Raw genomic sequence first — 14,946 nt, forward strand, 5'->3', positions numbered from 1 at the left:
GGCCGGTTCCTGGGAGTGACAGGGCCACCCAGGAATCCGGGACCGGTCCTACGGTGGTCATATGAACGGCACGAACGCGCTCGGCGACTTCCTGCGCGCCCGGCGGGCCCTGATCCGGCCCGAGGACGCGGGCATCGCCGGTGGCGGACTGCGCCGGGTGCCCGGTCTGCGCCGTGAGGAGGTCGCGACGCTCGCCGGAATCAGCTCCGACTACTACCTGAGGCTCGAACAGGGTCGCGATCGCCATCCGTCCGTCCAGGTCCTCCAGGCGCTCGCCCGGGTGCTGCAGCTGGACGACGACGCGACCGCGCATCTGATCGGTCTGACACAGCCCGGTGGATCCGGCTCCCGCAGGAGGACCACGCGGTCCGAGAAGGTCCCCATGAGCATCCGTCAGCTCATCGACGGCTGGACGGGCAATCCGGCGTACGTCCAGAACAGGTTCACCGACGTCCTCGCGGTCAACGCGCTGGCCGCCGCCCTCTCCCCCGCCTACGCGCCCGGTGTGAACCTGCTGCGGGCCGTCTTCCTCGACCCGGCCGAGCAGGCCCTGCGCCGGGACTGGGAGGAGGCGACCGCGGAGGGCGTCGCGAGTCTGCGCGCCCACGCCGGCGCCGATGTCGACGACCCACGGCTGGTGGAGCTGGTGGGCGAGCTGTCGGTGCGCAGTGAGCGCTTCCGCCTGCTGTGGGGCCGGCATGACGTGCGGCCGCGCCGCAGCCGGCTCAGCAGGCTGAACCATCCCCAGGTCGGTGATCTGGAACTGCACTCGAACAAGTTCGAGGTCGGCGGTACGGACGGGCTCACGCTCGTCGTCTTCCACCCCGAGCCCGGCGGCCGCAGCGCCGAACTGCTGGCGCTCCTGGCGAGTCTGCACGCCTCCGGCGAGCGACCGGCCGAGCCCGGCGCGCCGGGAACCGCTGCGGGCACGGCCTTCGGTGCCGCCCCCGCCGGCAGCCGGGGTGCCGAGGACGTCGCACCGCGCACTCGTCCTTCCGGCCGGCACGCCCCTGACGGAGGGTGACCTGCCATGAGCGGAACGGATCCGATCCCCGGCCTGCGGGCGGCCGCCGTACGCGCGGCCGCCCCCGGGGAGAGCCTTGCCCCCGGGGACCCGTAGGGGGCCGAACGAGGAGGTGGTCGGCGTGCCGCAGCGGCAGGCGCCGACACGGGAACCCACCGTCCTGGCGCCGGTGGTACGGCCGCTGCTCTCGTCGGCCCTGGCCGCCATGCTGGACGACGTGCACGCCCAGTCGGGCGCGGTGTATCTGCTGGCGCCCGACGAGCCGGTCCTGGAGATGGCGGTCAAGGCGGGACTGCACCGCGCGTTCACCGCCCCTGGGAGCGCGTCGGCCTCTCCGCGCCGCTCCCGGTCGCCCAGGCCCTCAGGGAGCTGCGGCTGATCTGGGTGAACGGCGAGCAGCAGATGGCCGCCCGCTTCGCGCGCATCGCCGTGGTGCTGCCCTATCCCTTCGCCCTGGCCGCCCTGCCGGTGGCGACACCGGGCACGGTGTACGGCGCCATCTATGTGACCTGGCCCGGTTCCCGTCCGCCGGAGCTCGCCGAGTGGGAGCACGAGCATCTGACCGCCGCCTGCGCGCGACTGGCATGGCGCCTGGAGCAGGCGGACGCCGCCGGTAATCTGCCGCTCGGCCCCGACCCCGGTCGGCTCACCACCCGGCGCACCGGCTCGCCGGGGCCACGGCCGGTGCCACCGAGGCGGCCCGGATGGCGGCCTGGCGCTGTACACCGACGGGCTGGTCGAGTCCCCGGGCGTGGACATCGAGGACGCTCTGGCGGAACTGGGGGAACGGCTCGCACTGTACGGCGACGCGCCCCTTCAGACGCTGGCCGACCAGTTGGTGCGGGACACCGCCACCGCGGTCGAGCGCCCGGACGATGTGGCCCTGCTCCTCCTGCGGGCGGTGAGGCCCGCGTGACACCTGCCGCGCACGGCGGTCCGGCCTTCCCGACGGAGGGCCGGACCGTGTGGTCGTCCGGGTGGGACCCGAGTGGAGTCCCCGTGGGTCAGTGACCCGACTCCGGTGCCTGGCCGGCGCCCGCCCCGGGGCTGTCCGACCGGCCGGACAGATCCGCTCCGCCGGCCGCCGGATCGCCGGCGCCGGACTGGTCACCGGGGTCCGCGGTGTTACCGGGATCCACGCTCCGGTCGCCCGAGCCGGCGGCGTCACCCGCGCCGAGCGTCGCGCCGGTGGCCTGGAGCGCCGTGGTCACCGGCTGGAAGAAGGTCTCACCACCGGACGTGCAGTCACCGCTGCCGCCCGAGGTCAGTCCGACCGCACTGCCGTCCTGGGTGAACAGGGAGCCGCCGCTGTCACCCGGCTCGGCGCAGACGTCGGTCTGGATCAGACCGGTGACCGTGCCCTCCGGGTAGTTCACGGTGGCGTCGAGACCGGTGACGGAGCCGTCGTGCAGACCGGTGGTGCTGCCCATCCGGAAGACCTGCTGGCCCACCGCGGCGTCCGCGGCCTGGTTGATCCGGACCGTCTGCCCGTTGCCGGCGTCGACCTCGCTCGGCGCCTGGGTGGCGGGGTCGTCGTACTTCACGAGCGAGAAGTCGCCGTCGCCGGGGAAGGTTGCCTGGTCGACGGTGGCGATGGGCCGGCCGCCCGCACTGTCCGACCACTGGGCGGCGGCCACACCGCAGTGCCCGGCGGTCAGGAAGGCGGGACTGCCGTCGCTCGCGGTGACGTTGAAGCCGAGGGAGCAGCGGACGGTTCCGCCGTTCTCCTGGGCGAAGACGGCGTCGCCACCCGACACGAACGTCTTGAACGTGCCCGCCGACTTCTTGATGGTGGCCACACCCGAACCGAGGCTCTCCACCGCCGACTCCAGGTTGTTCCACCTGTTGCCGGTGACGGTGCTGTCGGCGGTGACCCGGATCTCGTTGGTCCTGGGGTCGACCGACCAGGCCGTGCCGGGAATGGTCGCCCGGCTCCTGAGCATCCCGGCGGCGGCCCGGAGCGTGGAGGTGCTGTTCTGCACCTGGTTGGGGACGGCGCCCGCGTTCTTGACCGTAGTGACGGCGTTGCGGTCGTTACCGACGACATTGACGACGATCTGCTGCTTGTCCGCGTTGTAGTACGAGCCCGCGAAGGCATCGCCGAGTTGTGAGGCCAGCCGCCCGGCGAGGTCGGGTACGTCGTTCGCCCTGAACGTCCTGGGCGCCGCGTCGCCGGACGGGTCCGTCTGCGACGCGTTGGCGTTGGGCAGCAGAAGGGCCGCAGCTCCGAGCGCCGCCACGCTGCCCGCCGCTATCGCGGCCTTGCGCTTGGGTATGCGTTTGTGACTCAACTCTCGACCTCCTGGGACGGGGTGCGCAGCCGCCGTCCGGCAGCTGACCGGGGCGCCTGGTTGCCCGTTGATACGCACGCGTCACATGAGGTGTTCAACCGCCGCCGCAACTGGTCGAGTTGGCGTATGCAAAAGCGTGAAATAAGTGGCAAACGCGTCTGGCGGGGCGCGGCGGCGGGAAGGAATCTCGTATGACACCTGCCGAGGCCGACAAGCTCCTCTCCGACAACTTCGCCCCCTGGGTGCTCGAACTGGGCCTGACGGTCGTGGAACTGGACGACCGGCGGGCCGTCCTCCGGCTGCCGTGGTCCACGCGGCTCGCCCGGGAGGGCGGGGGCATGTCGGGGCAGGCGCTGATGGCGGCGGCCGACACGGCGACCGTCGTCGCCGTGTCGGCGGCGCGGGGCGGCTTCGTCCCGATGACGACGGTGCAGCAGTCCACCAGTTTCCAGCGCGCGGTGACGGACGCGGACGTCCTGGTGGAGGCGGTCCTCGGCAAGCTCGGACGGCGCATGGCGTTCGCCGACATCACGATGACCGCGGAGGATTCGACGGAGATCGCGGCACGGGCGAGCACCGTGTACGCACTGCTCGGCTGAACACACGCCAGGTCACCGAACCGCCCGTCGCGAGTACGCTGGGCCATCGGCCGGTGACCGTCCGTCTCCGATTCCGAACGAAATCCCGGTTTCAGGGAATCTGCACAGCGAATGCGCAACCAGGTCACCGCGCGCGAGGGATCTGCACACGCGCGCGCCGGTGGGCGCGCCATTGGAGCGGACTGTCCTATTCGGTTCCGGGGCGACAAGGGACTTTTTCGCGACGAAGCCGCGCAGCATGTGAAGAACTCGCCGCCAAGGCGTGCGCAAGCCTGCACGGATCGCCGAATCCGACTGCCAATTGCCCTGGTGGGAGCGGCGGTTGAGTGGAATCGCCGCGCACCGCCGTGCTTTGATCCATTGCACCGCGGGACCGCTGAGGAACCCGGCGACGGGTCCACGCCCCCGCGGGTCCGCGGTCGTTCGCCTTTCCCCAGAGGCGGGCCGCTCTCCCCTTATGAGTACCCATATGAAGGGAAGTTCCCACATGAACTCCACCCCCCAGGTTGAGACCGCCGAGATCTCGGACGCCGAGCTCGACGCCGTTTCCGGTGGTCTGCAGCTGAACGCCGTCGGCACCGTCACCGGCCTGGTGGACGGCGTCGCCCCGGTTTCCGGCCTGGTCGGCACGGCTGTCGGCACCGTCGAGGGTGTCACCGGCCTGAACACCTCCCCGGTCACCCAGCTGGTCTCCGGCCTCTGATCGCACCACTGTGCCGTTGAGTCCCGGAGCCGTATCCCGGCTCCGGGACTCTCCGATGCCCACATCTCTCCGACAGGTGAGGGAAGTTCCGTGCAGTTCCGCCAACAGGCCCTCGCCAAGCTGCAGTCGCCCGAAGAGCTCGACCTCCCGGTGCGCTTCGCGCGCCCCCAGGGCTGGCTCGTACTGAGCGTCACGGTGATCGCCATGGCCGCCGCGTCCGTGTGGGCCGTCACCGGCTCGGTGCCCTCCACGGTCGGCGCTCCCGCCATCCTCACGCACGGGGAAGGCAGTTACATCCTCCAGAGCCCCGTGGCCGGACAGGTCACCGCGGTCCTGGCCAAGGAAGGTCAAAGGCTCCCCGCCGACGCCCCGGTCCTCAAGGTGCGTACCGAAGGGGGCGACTCGGTGGTACGCACGGTCGCCGCGGGCCGCATCACGGGACTCGCCGCCACCATCGGCCAGATCATCCAGACCGGGACGAACGTCGCCGCCGTGGAGAAGGTCGCACACGCCTCCGATCCCCTGTACGCGACGGTGTACGTCCCCGCCGAGACCGCCGCCTCCATCCCGGCCGACGCCTCCGTCGACCTCACCGTCCAGTCGGTGCCCGCCCAGTCGTACGGCGTGCTGCGCGGCCATGTGCGGTCCGTGGACCGCACGGCCCAGTCGGCGCAGCAGATCGCCGCCTTCCTCGGGGACAGCCAGCTGGGCGAGCAGTTCACCAAAAAGGGCCGACCGGTGGCCGTCCTCGTGCGCCTCGACCCGTCGAGCCGCACGAAGAGCGGCTACAAGTGGTCGTCGGCGGAGGGACCGCCGTTCGCCCTCTCCTCCATGACCCTGGCCACTGGTTCGATCCGCCTGGCCGATCAGCGTCCCGTCGATTGGCTCCTGCCGTGACCGCTCCCCAGGACACCTTGCCCCCGGTGCGGGGCAGACGCCGTACCGCACCGCCCAGGCGCACCGTCCCCAAGGGCCGGCAGAAGACCGTGCGCACACCCACCGTGCTGCAGATGGAGGCCGTCGAATGCGGCGCCGCCTCCCTGGCGATGGTGCTCGGTCACTACGGCCGGCACATCCCGCTCGAGGAGCTGCGCATCGCCTGCGGTGTCTCCCGCGACGGCTCGCGCGCCAGCAATCTGCTGAAGGCCGCGCGCAGTTACGGCCTGACGGCCAAGGGCATGCAGATGGACACGGCCGCGCTGGCCGAGGTCAAGGCGCCCGCGATCCTGTTCTGGGAGTTCAACCACTACGTCGTCTACGACGGCATGGGCCGGCGCTTCGGCCGCCGGGGCGTGTACATCAACGACCCCGGCAAGGGACGCCGGTTCGTGCCGATGGAGGACTTCGACACGAGCTTCACCGGGGTCGTGCTGGTGATGGAGCCGGGCGAGGGCTTCACCAAGGGCGGCCGCCGACCGGGCGTCATGGGCGCGATGCCCGCACGGCTGCGCGGTACTTCGGGCACGATGCCGGCCGCGGTCCTCGCGAGCCTCCTCCTGGTGGTGGTCGGCGCCGCGCTGCCCGCGCTCAGCCGCACCTATATCGACATGTTCCTCATCGGTGGGCAGACCTCGCTGCTGGGGGTGCTCTTCACGTCGATGGGCGCATGCGTGGTGCTCACCGTCGTGCTGACCTGGCTGCAACAGGCCAATCTGCTGCGCGGCCGGATCATCTCCTCCACGCTCTCCAGCGCCCGCTTCCTGCGCCATCTGCTGCGGCTGCCGGTGACGTTCTTCGCCCAGCGCAGCCCGGCCGACCTGGTGCAGCGGCTCCAGTCCAACGACGCGGTCGCCGAGACCCTGGCCCGCGACCTCGCGGCGGCCGGCGTGGACGCGATCGTCGTCGTGCTCTACGCGGTGCTGCTGTACACCTACGATCCCCAGCTGACCTTCGTCGGCATCGGCGTGGCGCTGCTCAACGTGGTGGCCATGCGGGTCGTCGTACGGCTGCGCGCCACCCGCACGGCCAAGCTGCGTGCGGACAGCGCCCGGCTCACCAACACCGCGTACACCGGTCTGCAGCTGATCGAGACGATGAAGGCGACCGGCGGTGAGGACGGATACTTCCGCAAGTGGGCCGGCCAGCACGCCACCACACTGGAGGAGCAGCAGCGGCTCGGCGCGCCCAGCGCATGGCTCGGGGTGGTGGCGCCGACACTCGCCACGCTCAACAGCGCGCTGATCCTGTGGATCGGCGGTCTGCGGGCGGTCGAAGGCCATATCTCGATCGGTCTGCTGGTCGCCTTCCAGGCCCTGGTGACCCGGTTCACCGCGCCCATCACCCGCCTCAACGGCGTCGCGGGCCGCATCCAGGACTTCGCGGCGGACGTGGCACGGCTGAAGGACGTGGAGAACTTCCAGGCCGATCCGCTCTACGGGCGCCCCGGCTCCGGGGAGTCCACCCGCCGGCTGCACGGCCATGTGGAGCTGGAGAACATCACGTTCGGCTACAGCCCGCTGGACAAGCCGCTGTTGAGCGGCTTCAGCCTGTCGCTCGGGCCGGGCGAGCAGGTGGCGCTGGTCGGCGGCTCGGGCAGCGGCAAGTCCACGGTGTCCCGGCTGATCTCCGGTCTGTACGCCCCGTGGGAGGGCGAGATCCGTATCGACGGCCAGCGCCTGGAGGACATTCCGCGCGGCTCTCTCGCCGCCTCGGTGTCCTTCGTCGACCAGGACGTCTTCCTCTTCGAGGGCACGGTCCGCGACAACGTGGCGCTGTGGGACCCGTCGATCCCGGACGACGCGGTGGTCTCCGCACTGCGGGACGCGGCCCTGTACGACGTCGTCATGCGGCGCCCGGGCGGCATCCGCAGCCGGGTCGAGCAGGACGGGCGGAACTTCTCCGGCGGTCAGCGCCAACGACTGGAGATTGCGCGGGCGCTGGTGCGCGACCCCAGCATCCTGGTGCTCGACGAGGTGACCAGCGCCCTGGACGCGGAGACCGAGCAGATCGTGATCGACAACCTGCGCAAGCGCGGCTGCGCCTGTGTGGTGATCGCGCACCGGCTCAGCACGGTGCGCGACAGCGACGAGATCGTCGTGCTCCAGCACGGCACGATCGTGGAACGCGGGCGGCACGACGCCCTGGTGGCGTCCGGCGGCGCGTACGCCGATCTGGTCAGGGAGCGGTGACATGACGGCGGTTCACGAGGGCGACCTCGTTCTCGATGCCCTCGGCCAGATGGGAGCACCGGTCGACTGCTCCGGGACGGGCCGGCTCGATCTTCAGGGCCCGCAGGTGCTCTGGCTGGTCGCCTCCGGTGCCCTGGACCTGTTCGCCGTGGACGCGGCCGTGCAGGGCCACTGGCACCATCTCGGCCGTCTGGAGGCGGGCTCCCTGCTGCTCGGCCCGGTCGCGGGCCCCCAGCACACCCTGGTCGCCCGGCCGGTGCGCGATTGTGTGGTGCGCCGTATCCAGCTGCGCGAGCTGTACCAGCCCGTCGACACCCAGACCTGGTCGTACGACGCGTACGGAAACCCCCAGTACGTGCCGCCGACGACGAGCCCGCTGGAGTACGCGCTGGCGCTCGGGGTCGGCCGGGGCCTGTCCATCCTGTTCCAGGCGCCGATGGCCACCGATCGGGCCGCCGACATCACCGACGACGACGTCTTCTGGATGCAGGTCCCGCCGGGCAGCGTCCAGTACGGCTCCGTGTACGGCGCGGAGGCCGCGGCCGACCTGCTGATGGATCCCGCGGTCTGGCAGGGCATGGTCGACCAGCAGTACCGCCTCCTCGCCACCCTCGACCGGTGGATCGAGCAACTGGAGCGCACCCACGAGACCCGTACGGCCGCGGGCATCAAGGCGGGCGAGGCGGTGCGCGCCCAGGCCGACCGGACCCTGCTCGCCTCGATCGGCAAGCCGTCGGCGAAGAACACCACGGCGGCCGACGCCGACGCCACGTACTCGGCCTGCCGGCTGGTGGCGCGTGCCGCCGGGATCACCCTTTCCGAGGCCGCGCAGAGCGGCACGGAGAGCGACCGGCTCGATCCGGTGGAGCGCATCGCGCTGGCCTCCCGTGTCCGCATCCGCACCGTCCGGCTCAACGGGCACTGGTGGCACGAGGACGTCGGTCCGATGGTGGGCCTGAGGGCCCTGTCCGGCGCGCCCGTCGCACTGCTGTGGCGGCGCGGCGGTTATGTCGCCGTCCAGCCTTCGTCGGGGCGGGAGACGCCGATCGAGAAGGCGAACGCGGCGGAGTTCGAGCCCCGCGGCGTGATGTTCTACCGCCCGCTCCCCGAACAGCGGCTGAGCCCGCTCCGGCTGCTGCGCTTCAGTGTGTGGGGCACGCGCGGCGATCTGTCGGCCCTGCTGCTCAGCGGTCTGGTCACCGTCGCCATCGGCGCGCTGGTGCCCATCGCCACCGGCAAGGTGCTCGGTGAGTTCGTGCCGCGGGCGCAGGAGGGGCTGATCGTCGAGGTCTGCCTCGCCCTGATGGTGACCGCCGTGGTGGCGGCGGCGTTCATGCTGCTGGAGAACCTGACCATCCTGCGCCTGGAGGGGCGGATCGAGGCGACGCTGCAACCCGCCGTCTGGGACCGCCTGCTGCGGTTGCCGACGAAGTTCTTCACCGAGCGTTCCACGGGTGAGCTGGCCAGCGCCGCGATGGGCATCAGCGCCATCCGGCGGCTGCTCGCCGGGGTCGGTCCGGTGGTCGCCCAGTCGCTGACGGTGGGCGCCATGAACCTGGCGCTGCTGCTCTGGTACAGCGTGCCCATGGCGCTGGCCGCGATCGGCATGCTGGTCGTCATCACGGCCGTGTTCCTGGGACTCGGACTGTGGCAGGTGCGCTGGCAGCGGCGGTTGGTGCGGCTCGGCAACAAGCTGAACAACCAGGCGTTCCAGACCCTGCGCGGTCTGCCGAAGCTGCGCGTGGCGGCGGCCGAGAACTACGCGTACGCGGCCTGGGCGCGGGAGTTCGCGCACAGCCGCGAACTGCAGCAGAAGGTCGGCCGGATCAAGAACCTGACCACGGTGATGGGCGCCGTCTACCTGCCGTTGTGCTCACTGCTGCTGTTCATGCTGCTCGCCGGGCCGGCCAGGGGCGCTCTGTCGCCCGCCGGCTTCCTCACCTTCACCACCTCGGTGACCATGCTGCTCACCTCGGTCACCCAGCTGACCGGCGCGTTCGTCTCGGTGGTGGCGGCCCTGCCGCTGTTCGAGGAGATCAGGCCGGTGCTCGACGCCACACCTGAGGTGCGCACCGCGAGCACGCGCCCGGGTGTGCTGTCCGGCGCCGTCGAGGCCCGCCGGCTGTCGTTCCGGTACTCCGACGACGGCCCGCTGGTCCTCGACGACGTGTCCTTCTCGGTGAGGCCGGGCGAGTTCGTCGCGATCGTGGGCCCGAGCGGCTGCGGCAAGTCCACCCTGCTGCGCCTGCTGATCGGCTTCGACAAGCCCGTCTCGGGCAGTGTGCTGTACGACGGGCAGGACCTCTCGGCGCTGGACCAGTCGGCGGTGCGCCGCCAGTGCGGGGTGGTGCTCCAGCATGCTCAGCCGTTCACCGGCTCGATCCTGGACGTCATCTGCGGGACCGAGCCCTACACGCCGGAGGAGGCGATGGCTGCCGCGGAGATGGCGGGCCTCGCCGAGGACATCAAGCGGATGCCGATGGGCCTGCACACCATCGTCCAGGGCAGCGGCGCGGTCTCCGGCGGCCAGCGGCAGCGACTGATGATCGCGCAGGCGCTGATCCGCCGGCCGCGCATCCTGTTCTTCGACGAGGCGACGAGCGCGCTGGACAACGAGACCCAGCGCAGGGTCATCGAGTCGACCCGGGCCCTCAACGCCAGCCGCATCGTGATCGCCCACCGGCTGTCCACGGTGCTGGACGCGGACCGGGTCATCGTGATGGAGGACGGCAGGGTCGCCCAGCAGGGCCCGCCGGCGCAGCTTCTCGCAGACACGTCCGGGCGGCTGCACGAGCTGGTGCGCCGTCAGATGGCGTGATCGGTCAGGAGTCGGCGCCGGGGACGGGGGCTCCCGAGGGGATCCCGGCCGCGACATAGCCTTCGTAGAACGCCTTCCAGGGGCTGCTCATCCCGGCGTGCGGGCCCTCGAAGCGCTCGCCGCGCGCCGTGGCGTCCAGGGCGGAGAGGCACACCTCCCAGCCCGCGCCGTTGCGGGCGGCGGTGTTCCGCTCGCCGAGCACATGGGTGAGCGTGAAGCGGGTGCGCTTCTCCTCCACCGCCTCCAGGTCGAAGCGCAGTTCGTCTCCGCCCCACTCGAAGGAGAGGTGCCGGGGCGGGTCGACGGCCACGACCGTACCCGTCGACTCGGGCATGTTCGGGTCCCCGCTGAAGGTGACGGTCCCGCCGGGGCGGAGATCGAACTCCGCGCGGGAGGGGAACCACCGGGCGAGTTCGTCGGGGTCGGTGACAAATCGCCAGACGCTCTCGACGGGGTGGTCGTAGACACGGCTGAAGCGGACGGCGGGGCGGCCGTCGTCGAGGGTGACATAGGTGCCGGTGAGTTCGGCGGCCATGGCGGATCAGTCCTTCGCTGAGGGTTCTTCGTTGTCGTCCGGGGTTTCGTCGAGACGCCTCCCCAGCACGGCCAGGCTGCTGTTCCAGAGCCTGCGGTAGGGGGCGAGCCAGGCGTCGAGGGCGGCGATCGGGGCCGGGTCGAGCGCGTACACCCGGCGCTGCGCGTCGTGGGTCACGCGGACCAGGCCCGCGTCACGCAGCACCTTCAGGTGCTTGGACGTGCCGGGCTGGCTGAGACCGCACGCGTCGACGATCTCACCCACGGTCCTCGGCCGCTCCAGGAGCAGAGCGACGATAGCCCGTCGATGGGGGTCGGCGAGTGCGTTCCACAAGGAGGCGTCGGACACCAATTCAATATGCCTCAACGGTTATATTCCCGTCAAGGCATGTTCGTCGTTGTCGCCGGCCTCCGCCACTCCACCGGACAGTCGGCCGCAGCCGGTCGATGTGACCTGGCACACCCACCTATCGAAACGTTGCCGTTTCGCGAAAACGTCCGTACGCTCTAAGTGTACGAAACGGTTTCGTTTACGAATTCATGACCCGAGCGACGACTTTCCCTGGAGTGGTTCTCCGATGACCCAGACGGTCAAGGACGGCGCCCTCACCGGCACCGTGGACGCGCCCCCGGCGGCCTCACCGAAGCGGTGGTGGATCCTCGCGATCATCGCGATCGCCCAGCTGATGGTGGTCCTGGACGCCACCATCGTGAACATCGCCCTGCCGTCCGCCCAGGCGGACCTGGGCTTCTCCGACGCCAACCGGCAGTGGATCGTCACCGCCTACGCACTGGCGTTCGCCTCCTTGCTGCTCCTCGGCGGACGGACAGCCGACCTCTTCGGACGCAAGCCCGCCTTCCTCATCGGGGTCGTCGGCTTCGCGGCGGCCTCCGCGCTGGGCGGGGCCGCGACCGGCTTCGGCATGCTGGTCACCGCCCGCGCCCTGCAGGGCGCCTTCGGCGCGCTCCTCGCACCCGCCGCGCTGTCACTGCTGAACACCACCTTCACGGACGCCCGTGAGCGGGCGAGGGCCTTCAGCGTCTACGGCGCGATCGCGGGTGCGGGCGGTGCGGTCGGGCTTCTGCTCGGCGGTGTGCTCACCGACGCGCTCGACTGGCGCTGGACCCTCTATGTGAACGTCGCCATCGCCGTCGTCGCCTTCGCCGGCGGCTGGATCCTGCTGGGCAACCACCGGGACGCCGCCGACTCCAAGCTGGACGTGCCGGGCACGGTCCTGGTCGCGGGCGGCCTCTTCTGCCTGGTCTACGGCTTCTCCAACGCCGAGTCGCACCACTGGGGTTCACCGTTGACCTGGGCCTACCTGGTCGTCGGCGGCCTGCTGCTCGCGGCCTTCTCCTGGTGGCAGACCCGCGCCGCGCACCCGCTCCTGCCCCTGCGCGTCCTGCTCGACCGCGACCGGGGATCGTCGTTCGTCGCGGTGCTGATCACCGGCGCGGGCATGTTCGGCGTCTTCCTCTTCCTCACCTACTACCTGCAGTTGAACCTGGGCTTCAGCCCGACGAAGACCGGCGTGGCCTTCCTGCCGATGGTCGGCGCGCTGATGGTGACGGCCCAGCTCGGCACCACGGTGCTGCTGCCGCGGATCGGCCCGAAGACCGTCATCCCGCTGGGTTTCGCGATCGCGACGGTCGGCATGGCCTGGCTGACCGGCATCGGGCTCGGCTCGCACTATATGAGCGCGGTGCTGCCGCAGCTGATCGTGATCGGCGTGGGCCTCGGTCTGGTGATGCCGACGGCGATGCAGCTCGCCACCGGCGGGGTGGCGCCCGAGGACGCGGGTGTCGCCTCCGCGACCGTCAACGCGATGCAGCAGGTGGGCGGGTCGATCGGCACGGCGCTGCTGAACACGCTCGCCGCGAGCGCCGCGACCGGCTACCTCGCCGGCAGGAACCCGGCCGACAGGGCGGCCCGGGCGCAGGCGACCATCGAGAGCTACACCACGGCCTTCTGGTGGTCGGCGGGGCTGTTCGCCGTGGGCGCGGTCGTCACGTTCCTGCTCTACCGCCGCGGCACACGGCAGCCCGGCCCCGACGATGCCCCGGTCGTCCACATGTGATCAGTCCGCCGAGGCCGAGGGGCCGCCGTCCGCAGGCAGACGGCGGCCCCTCCCACCGTTGTGGTGGCGGGCGGCAGCGGCGGCCAGGCGTGCCTGCTGGGCGATCTCGTCCCCCGGAACGGCGGGCCGGTACACGACGAGCGTGCCGCGCCGCTTCTCCAACCGCAGCCCACCGGTGGCCGGATGGACCTCGCCGTCGTACGCGAACGTGTCCGCACCCTCGATATCGTCCATCTGCACCCAGGACACGCGCTCGGCCCGGTACACCCGGGAACGGCCGAGCGCTCCGGCGAGCGCCGAGACCACCACCCTGGTGCGCGCGAGCCGGTGATCGCCGTCGATCACGCGCAGATCGAGCAGTCCGTCATCGAGGCGGGGCCTGAAAGCGGGGGCGAAGCCGTCCGGGACGTAGCGGCAGTTGCCGGCGAACAGCAGCCACAACCGGCGGGAACGGCCGTTCAGGGTCAGCTCGACGGGGGTCGCGTCACGCAGCACCCGCACAAGCGCCAGGCCTGCCGCGGGCCACTTGCCCCACCTCCGCTCGAGCCGCTCGCGGAGGCGGACCAGGTCGGGGTAGAGCCCGATGCTGAAGGTGTTCAGGAACTCCACGGGTTCCGCATCGGGGCCCCCGCCCGCCACGGGTGCGGCCACCGCGACGTCCACGGTGACGGCGTCGCCCCGCACGACCGCGGACGCGGTGTCCTCGGGGTGCGGTACACCGACGTCGAGGGCGAAGTGGTTGAAGGTGCCGCCCGGGAACACCGCGAGGGGCAGCCCGTTCCTGGCGGCCTCCCGGGCCGCCGAGTTGACCGTGCCGTCTCCGCCGTACACCCCGAGCGCGCCACCGCGCTCGACAGCCCGTCGCACCGCACGGTCGAGCAGTGCGGCGACGTCGTCGTCCGGGCCGCACTCGACGATCTCGGCGCGCGGCAGGAGTTCCTCGAGCAAGGCGGCGGGCGGCAGCACCGCGGGCCCGGCCCCTGTTCCGGCGCGGGCGTTGACGAAGACGACGAGCCCGTCGCCGCCGGGCAGGGCGGGCGCCACGGCCGGTGACCGCTCCGGCTCCGGGCTCGCCGGGCGCGGCGGCCACCAGCGGCAGGTGAGCACCGCGGCGCCGGCCCCGATCGCCGCCCCGGCCAGGACGTCCCCGGGATAGTGCACGCCCACGTAGACCCGGGAGAACGCCACGGCCGCCGCGACGGGGGCGATCAGTGCCCCGTAGCGGGTGGATTCGAGGGCGACCCCGGTGACGAACGCCGCGGCCGAGGCGGAGTGACCGGAGGGGAAGGACGTGCTCCGGGGCTGTCGGGTCAGATGGCGGACCGACGGCACGAGGTCGAGGAGCGGGCGCTGACGCCGGGCACTCCACTTGACGACGGTGTTGACGGTCAGCGAGGCCAGCGCGAGCGAACCGATCCCGCGCACCGCGGCACGGCGGGCCCGGTGACCGCCGAGCGCGGCAAGTCCGGCCGCCGTGCCCAGCCACAGCCGGCCGTGGTCGGCGCCACGGCTCAGCCGGGTGAGCGCCGGATCGGCACCCGGCACCCGGGCGGTGGCGACCCGGGTGAACAGACGCTGGTCCAGCTCGCCGAGGATGCGCATGCTCCACGGCTACCGGGGCGGGGCCGCGCGGGCATCCGGGGCGCGCCCAACCGGTGACGGGACTGCCCCGGGCGGCGCAGCGGCAGGGACCGCTCCCACACCTCCGGAACACACCGCCACCGGGCGGAAGCGGAGCCGGAACCACGCCGCCCTTCCCGCCGGGAACGAC

General features: G+C 71.7%; 12 protein-coding genes and 1 pseudogene. 9 read left to right on the plus strand and 4 right to left on the minus strand.

All coding sequences use genetic code 11. The features are described from left to right. Nucleotides 1-61: 61 nt before the first annotated feature. From ACSHXN_RS05630 to ACSHXN_RS05640, 3 genes and pseudogenes are all read left to right on the plus strand, one after another. On the plus strand, nucleotides 62-1,024 hold the full coding sequence (locus tag ACSHXN_RS05630; protein ID WP_356113335.1) for a helix-turn-helix transcriptional regulator: 963 nt from the start codon (nucleotides 62-64) through the stop codon (nucleotides 1,022-1,024). Nucleotides 1,025-1,229: 205 nt separating this feature from the next. Continuing rightward, nucleotides 1,230-1,634: pseudogene (locus ACSHXN_RS05635) on the plus strand (PAS sensor protein); the annotation flags it as partial. Between the two features lie 141 nt (nucleotides 1,635-1,775). Then, on the plus strand, nucleotides 1,776-1,940 hold the full coding sequence (locus ACSHXN_RS05640) for a hypothetical protein (RefSeq protein WP_355130132.1): 165 nt from the start codon (nucleotides 1,776-1,778) through the stop codon (nucleotides 1,938-1,940). Nucleotides 1,941-2,028: 88 nt separating this feature from the next. Here the strand turns inward: ACSHXN_RS05640 and ACSHXN_RS05645 are convergent, their stop codons facing one another. Further along, nucleotides 2,029-3,315: a S1 family peptidase gene (locus ACSHXN_RS05645; RefSeq protein WP_438302754.1), complete on the minus strand. Its 1,287-nt coding sequence runs from the start codon at nucleotides 3,313-3,315 to the stop codon at nucleotides 2,029-2,031. 191 nt (nucleotides 3,316-3,506) lie between these two features. On the opposite strand from ACSHXN_RS05645, the gene ACSHXN_RS05650 reads away from it, so the two are divergent. The 5 genes from ACSHXN_RS05650 to ACSHXN_RS05670 all read left to right on the plus strand — a co-directional run bounded on the left by ACSHXN_RS05650 (nucleotide 3,507) and on the right by ACSHXN_RS05670 (nucleotide 10,563). Then, nucleotides 3,507-3,914 carry a PaaI family thioesterase gene (locus tag ACSHXN_RS05650; protein ID WP_355130128.1) on the plus strand — a complete coding sequence of 136 codons (408 nt, stop codon included), beginning with the start codon at nucleotides 3,507-3,509 and terminating at the stop codon, nucleotides 3,912-3,914. A gap of 487 nt (nucleotides 3,915-4,401) precedes the next feature. Beyond that, on the plus strand, nucleotides 4,402-4,617 hold the full coding sequence (locus tag ACSHXN_RS05655) for a type A2 lantipeptide (protein ID WP_355130126.1): 216 nt from the start codon (nucleotides 4,402-4,404) through the stop codon (nucleotides 4,615-4,617). A gap of 90 nt (nucleotides 4,618-4,707) precedes the next feature. After that, nucleotides 4,708-5,514 (plus strand): HlyD family efflux transporter periplasmic adaptor subunit, encoded by an 807-nt coding sequence (locus ACSHXN_RS05660; protein ID WP_355130124.1) that lies wholly within the window; start codon nucleotides 4,708-4,710, stop codon nucleotides 5,512-5,514. Further along, complete coding sequence (locus ACSHXN_RS05665; protein ID WP_438302755.1) at nucleotides 5,511-7,745, plus strand: NHLP family bacteriocin export ABC transporter peptidase/permease/ATPase subunit; 2,235 nt, start codon at nucleotides 5,511-5,513, stop codon at nucleotides 7,743-7,745. Before ACSHXN_RS05660 ends, ACSHXN_RS05665 begins: the two co-directional genes overlap by 4 nt. Nucleotide 7,746: 1 nt before the next feature. Then, the gene (locus ACSHXN_RS05670; RefSeq protein ID WP_356113330.1) at nucleotides 7,747-10,563 is read left to right on the plus strand and encodes an NHLP bacteriocin export ABC transporter permease/ATPase subunit; all 2,817 of its coding nucleotides are present in this window, start codon (nucleotides 7,747-7,749) and stop codon (nucleotides 10,561-10,563) included. Between the two features lie 4 nt (nucleotides 10,564-10,567). Here ACSHXN_RS05670 and ACSHXN_RS05675 read toward each other — a convergent pair whose 3' ends face one another. Both ACSHXN_RS05675 and ACSHXN_RS05680 read right to left on the minus strand, forming a co-directional pair. After that, complete coding sequence (locus ACSHXN_RS05675) at nucleotides 10,568-11,098, minus strand: SRPBCC family protein (RefSeq protein WP_355130121.1); 531 nt, start codon at nucleotides 11,096-11,098, stop codon at nucleotides 10,568-10,570. 6 nt (nucleotides 11,099-11,104) lie between these two features. Further along, nucleotides 11,105-11,446: an ArsR/SmtB family transcription factor gene (locus ACSHXN_RS05680; protein ID WP_355130119.1), complete on the minus strand. Its 342-nt coding sequence runs from the start codon at nucleotides 11,444-11,446 to the stop codon at nucleotides 11,105-11,107. 229 nt (nucleotides 11,447-11,675) lie between these two features. On the opposite strand from ACSHXN_RS05680, the gene ACSHXN_RS05685 reads away from it, so the two are divergent. Continuing rightward, nucleotides 11,676-13,175, plus strand: coding sequence for an MFS transporter (locus ACSHXN_RS05685; RefSeq protein ID WP_355130117.1), 1,500 nt, complete (start codon nucleotides 11,676-11,678; stop codon nucleotides 13,173-13,175). Here the strand turns inward: ACSHXN_RS05685 and ACSHXN_RS05690 are convergent, their stop codons facing one another. Beyond that, the gene (locus ACSHXN_RS05690) at nucleotides 13,176-14,777 is read right to left on the minus strand and encodes a bifunctional phosphatase PAP2/diacylglycerol kinase family protein (protein WP_438302756.1); all 1,602 of its coding nucleotides are present in this window, start codon (nucleotides 14,775-14,777) and stop codon (nucleotides 13,176-13,178) included. Nucleotides 14,778-14,946: the final 169 nt, after the last annotated feature.

The organism is Streptomyces sp. HUAS TT11, from assembly GCF_051553595.1.
Lineage (GTDB): Bacteria > Actinomycetota > Actinomycetes > Streptomycetales > Streptomycetaceae > Streptomyces.

Excerpts from the sequence above, each read along its gene's own strand:
- ACSHXN_RS05630 (WP_356113335.1), top strand. The coding sequence starts at position 62 with ATGAACGGCACGAACGCGCTCGGCGACTTCCTGCGCGCCCGGCGGGCC.
- ACSHXN_RS05650 (WP_355130128.1), top strand. The coding sequence starts at position 3,507 with ATGACACCTGCCGAGGCCGACAAGCTCCTCTCCGACAACTTCGCCCCC.
- ACSHXN_RS05655 (WP_355130126.1), top strand. The coding sequence starts at position 4,402 with ATGAACTCCACCCCCCAGGTTGAGACCGCCGAGATCTCGGACGCCGAG.
- ACSHXN_RS05670 (WP_356113330.1), top strand. The coding sequence starts at position 7,747 with ATGACGGCGGTTCACGAGGGCGACCTCGTTCTCGATGCCCTCGGCCAG.
- ACSHXN_RS05675 (WP_355130121.1), bottom strand. The coding sequence starts at position 11,098 with ATGGCCGCCGAACTCACCGGCACCTATGTCACCCTCGACGACGGCCGC.
- ACSHXN_RS05685 (WP_355130117.1), top strand. The coding sequence starts at position 11,676 with ATGACCCAGACGGTCAAGGACGGCGCCCTCACCGGCACCGTGGACGCG.
- ACSHXN_RS05690 (WP_438302756.1), bottom strand. The coding sequence starts at position 14,777 with ATGCGCATCCTCGGCGAGCTGGACCAGCGTCTGTTCACCCGGGTCGCC.